Here is a 3,116-nt window from a genome sequence, read left to right on the forward strand (position 1 = left end):
CTTTGCCTTGGGCACCTCAAGCACCTGCGTGCCGTCCTTGGCATACCAGTGGCCCGACTCCTTGACGATGGTGCGGTCGCTCATCCCATCACCTCCACCAGCATCTGGAAGCACGGTTTGACCCACCAGAAGGAGGTAAGCACGAGGGCGATCATCACGCAGGCCCCGTATTCCTCGAGGATGTCCAGGCCGTTGCGTTCGCGGTAGCGGCCGGCCTTGTCGCGGTAGTCGCTCACAGCGCCACCTCCCCGATCGCCAGGCGCATGCGGTAGCGCCCGATGAGGTTGTCCTGCTGCGCCCATTCGCGGCGCTTGCAGTTGAGGCAGTCGCCGATCTCGACCAGGAGCGGGTTCTGTCCGCGCACCTGCATCTCGTGCAGGTCGCGGCCGATCTGGTCGAGCGTCCGGCTGTCGTTGTCGGAGCCGTACTCGGGCTCCATCTCAGCGGTGATGATGGTCCAGCCCAGCGCGCGGTGCGTGTGCTGACATCCTTGAGTGTGTGTCGTTGTCATGTGCCTAGTTCGCAGAGGTGCGATGTCCTGACGCTACCGTGCCATCGGCGAGATTCCACAGTAACTGAAGGATTTTGGCGATGCTTCTGCTATGGTTCTGCCATGGACAATCCCATCTCTCGAATGTTCGAACGCTGCTCGATGGCGGAGCTGGCGGAATGCACGGGCCTGGCCTGGGCGACGCTGGACAGCCTGCGCAGCGGTCGCAGTAACCCGCAGACGAAGCAGCTGCGCACCCTCAACAAGCTGGCCGAGTTCCTCGAGCTGTCCCCCCGGGACATCCGAGGCCACATCCAGGCCTACAACGATCAGCGCGCGGCCAAGGAGGATTCCGATGTTGCGTGACCCGGAGGAGTTCGCTAATCGTGGGGGGAGGGGGGGCTCTGTACCCGTGGGTACACAGGTGTGTGTGGGTGTAGGTACTGCTGGCGCAGTAGATGCAGAAGACAGCACACACCCCACACACCCGAGTACGACCGGTACTAGAGCGATCGAGCAGGCCCTGGTCGAGGCCGGCGTCTTCTGCCTGAACCGCCGCGTGCGCGCCAAGGTCGCCGCCGAGCTCGAGCAGGCCAAGGTCACCGCGGCGCACGTCGAGCTCCTGCGCGCGCACATCGCCCAGAGCGAGCCTCACGTCGGCCTACAGCGCCGATACCTGGCTGGGCTACTCAAGGACCCAGACGAGGTCCTGCAGGCCGTAGAGGCCGTCCAGAGCATCCGACAGGGCGCAGGCTACTCCGAGCGCAACAGCATGGCCTACAAGCCCGAGCCGATGGAGGGCGAGGACCCGGAGCAGTTCCGCGTCCAGCGCGACGCCCAGATCGTCTACTGCCGCATCCACGGCGACGGCAGGACCGTGGAAGACGTCGCCACCGAGACGGGCTGGACGGTCGACCAGGTGCGCACGCTCTACACCATGGGCCACCAGCTCTACGGCGGCGGCGCATAGAAAGGCGGCCGACCCGCTAGGCGACAGGTCGGCCGCGCGCTCGTCCCGCTGTCCGCTGCACTCTCTCCAATGCAACGCTGACAACAACCCGGGCCGATTGAGAAGGGAGGGCGGCCCAGGCGCGACAGCTTAGCGCGCCGGCAGGCTAGTGCTTGCCGACGTGGATCTCAAGCATCGGCGTCGAAACGCAGCCCGCCGGCACGCGGTCGTCGGCGACCAGGAGCTGGCACCAGACCGTCATGCCGACCAGCACCTCGGGCCAGGTCACCCGCAGCATGACCACGCCCTCGGCGTCCTGCACAAACTCAAACGGCACGCCCGGCCTGGTGCTCGGGTCGATGTCGTCCACCCGGGTCGGCAGCAGGACGTAGTCCGGCGGGACCTGGAGCATGGCACCCTCGGAGCCGAAGATCGGCTTGGGCTCGCCGGGCGTCTTCAGCGACACCAGCAGGGCCGTCTGGACGTCAGGCCGCGGCTCGACGTAGCGCGTGAACCAGCCGATGTGCCAGGGCCGGCCGCCGATGGGGCGCATGATCGGGCGCTGCATGACCGGCAGGCCGCCCTCGAGGTCGGCGAGCTCGGGCATGTAGTGGACGTGCACGGTGGCGAACTGGCCCGTGGTGAATTGGACCTCGGGCAGCATGCGGACGCCTAGAAGCGGCGTCATCTCCTCCGGCTTGATGGCGTCGCGCTCGAGCTGTGCCATGACGTTGGGCACGTCGCGCATTGTAGTCGATACGCAGCCGACGACGGCGACCCAGAAGATGACGCAGCACGAGAGCATGCACGTCCAAAAGAACATGTGGATGTTGAACCGCATCAGACGCCCTCCAGATAGACCCGCAGCGTAGCCTTGGCGCGGCGGATGTGCATGTCCACGCCGTGCACGGTGCAGCCCATGGCCTTGGCCGCCTCGATGACGCTGTGCCCCTGCAGGCGCAGCTCCATGGTCTCGCGCTGCCGCTCGGGCAGACGTTGCACCATGTCGCGGACCGTTGCAATGCGCTCGGCTCGGATGATCCGGTCCAGCACCGGCTCGGCTTGGTCAACAGGCGGCGGCACCTCGTCGATGCTCACGACGTGCCGCGCGCGCCGGCGCTTGCTGCGCATGTCGCCATACCTGTTGCGGAGCTCGTCGACGACGTAGCCCCGCCGACAGCGGCCCAGCCAGTCGGCTACGGCGTTCAAGTGCCGCAGCTCGTCGGGCTCGAGCAGCTTGCCCAGCGACACGGCTAGGCCTTGCGGGCTGCTAGTCGCGCCGCGCGCTCAGCCGCCGACGCCGAGGGTCCGCGCCACAGGCGCACACCTGCCACAGCCAGACCGACCTCGAGCGCGATCTTGCCGAGTTGCATCCACCACGGCTCGCCCGTGTTCGTCAGGATCGCCTGCCGCAGCGCCTCGGCCTGCTCCATGGTGATCGCTTGGCTCGCCTCGAGCTGGTTGACGACGTCGGTGACCGCCTGCACTTGGCCAGCGTCGAGGAGGCCGCAGCCCGCGAACAGCAGGCAGGGCACGAGGAAGGTGAGCTTTCTCATAGTCCGATCTTGTTGGTGAGCAGCGCGGTAACCACGGGGATCAGGCCACCGCACAGACCCCAGACCCCGCACTTGACCTTGAGCGACGCGATCTCGCGCTCGATCCGCAGCATCTGGTCCC

At 66.8% G+C, this 3,116-nt stretch carries 7 protein-coding genes; 2 read left to right on the forward strand and 5 right to left on the reverse strand.

Annotated elements, in window-relative coordinates:
• Positions 1-80 precede the first annotated feature (80 nt).
• On the reverse strand, positions 81-236 hold the full coding sequence (locus JSV65_09910) for a hypothetical protein (GenBank protein ID UCH36647.1): 156 nt from the start codon (positions 234-236) through the stop codon (positions 81-83).
• Complete coding sequence (locus JSV65_09915) at positions 233-511, reverse strand: hypothetical protein (GenBank protein UCH36648.1); 279 nt, start codon at positions 509-511, stop codon at positions 233-235. The genes JSV65_09910 and JSV65_09915 overlap by 4 nt, the downstream gene beginning before the upstream one ends.
• Positions 512-652: 141 nt before the next feature.
• Between JSV65_09915 and JSV65_09920 the strand changes: the two genes are divergently transcribed.
• Complete coding sequence (locus JSV65_09920) at positions 653-856, forward strand: helix-turn-helix transcriptional regulator (GenBank protein ID UCH36649.1); 204 nt, start codon at positions 653-655, stop codon at positions 854-856.
• 64 nt (positions 857-920) lie between these two features.
• Positions 921-1,460 carry a hypothetical protein gene (locus JSV65_09925; protein UCH36650.1) on the forward strand — a complete coding sequence of 180 codons (540 nt, stop codon included), beginning with the start codon at positions 921-923 and terminating at the stop codon, positions 1,458-1,460.
• A 145-nt stretch (positions 1,461-1,605) separates the two neighbouring features.
• Here the strand turns inward: JSV65_09925 and JSV65_09930 are convergent, their stop codons facing one another.
• Genes JSV65_09930 through JSV65_09940 form a run of 3 tightly spaced genes read right to left on the reverse strand, consistent with a single transcriptional unit; the run spans position 1,606 to position 2,995 of the window.
• Entirely contained in the window at positions 1,606-2,280 is a 675-nt protein-coding gene (locus JSV65_09930; protein ID UCH36651.1) for a hypothetical protein, read from the reverse strand.
• Positions 2,280-2,690, reverse strand: coding sequence for an RNA polymerase sigma factor (locus tag JSV65_09935; GenBank protein UCH36652.1), 411 nt, complete (start codon positions 2,688-2,690; stop codon positions 2,280-2,282). The genes JSV65_09930 and JSV65_09935 overlap by 1 nt, the downstream gene beginning before the upstream one ends.
• 2 nt (positions 2,691-2,692) lie before the next feature.
• Entirely contained in the window at positions 2,693-2,995 is a 303-nt protein-coding gene (locus JSV65_09940) for a hypothetical protein (GenBank protein ID UCH36653.1), read from the reverse strand.
• Between the last annotated feature and the right edge of the window lie 121 nt (positions 2,996-3,116).

Source organism: Armatimonadota bacterium (assembly GCA_020354555.1).
Lineage (GTDB): Bacteria > Armatimonadota > Hebobacteria.

Coding starts and splice junctions, on each gene's coding strand:
- JSV65_09920 (UCH36649.1), top strand. CDS start 653: ATGGCGGAGCTGGCGGAATGCACGGGCCTGGCCTGGGCGACGCTGGAC.
- JSV65_09915 (UCH36648.1), bottom strand. CDS start 511: ATGACAACGACACACACTCAAGGATGTCAGCACACGCACCGCGCGCTG.
- JSV65_09930 (UCH36651.1), bottom strand. CDS start 2,280: ATGCGGTTCAACATCCACATGTTCTTTTGGACGTGCATGCTCTCGTGC.
- JSV65_09940 (UCH36653.1), bottom strand. CDS start 2,995: ATGAGAAAGCTCACCTTCCTCGTGCCCTGCCTGCTGTTCGCGGGCTGC.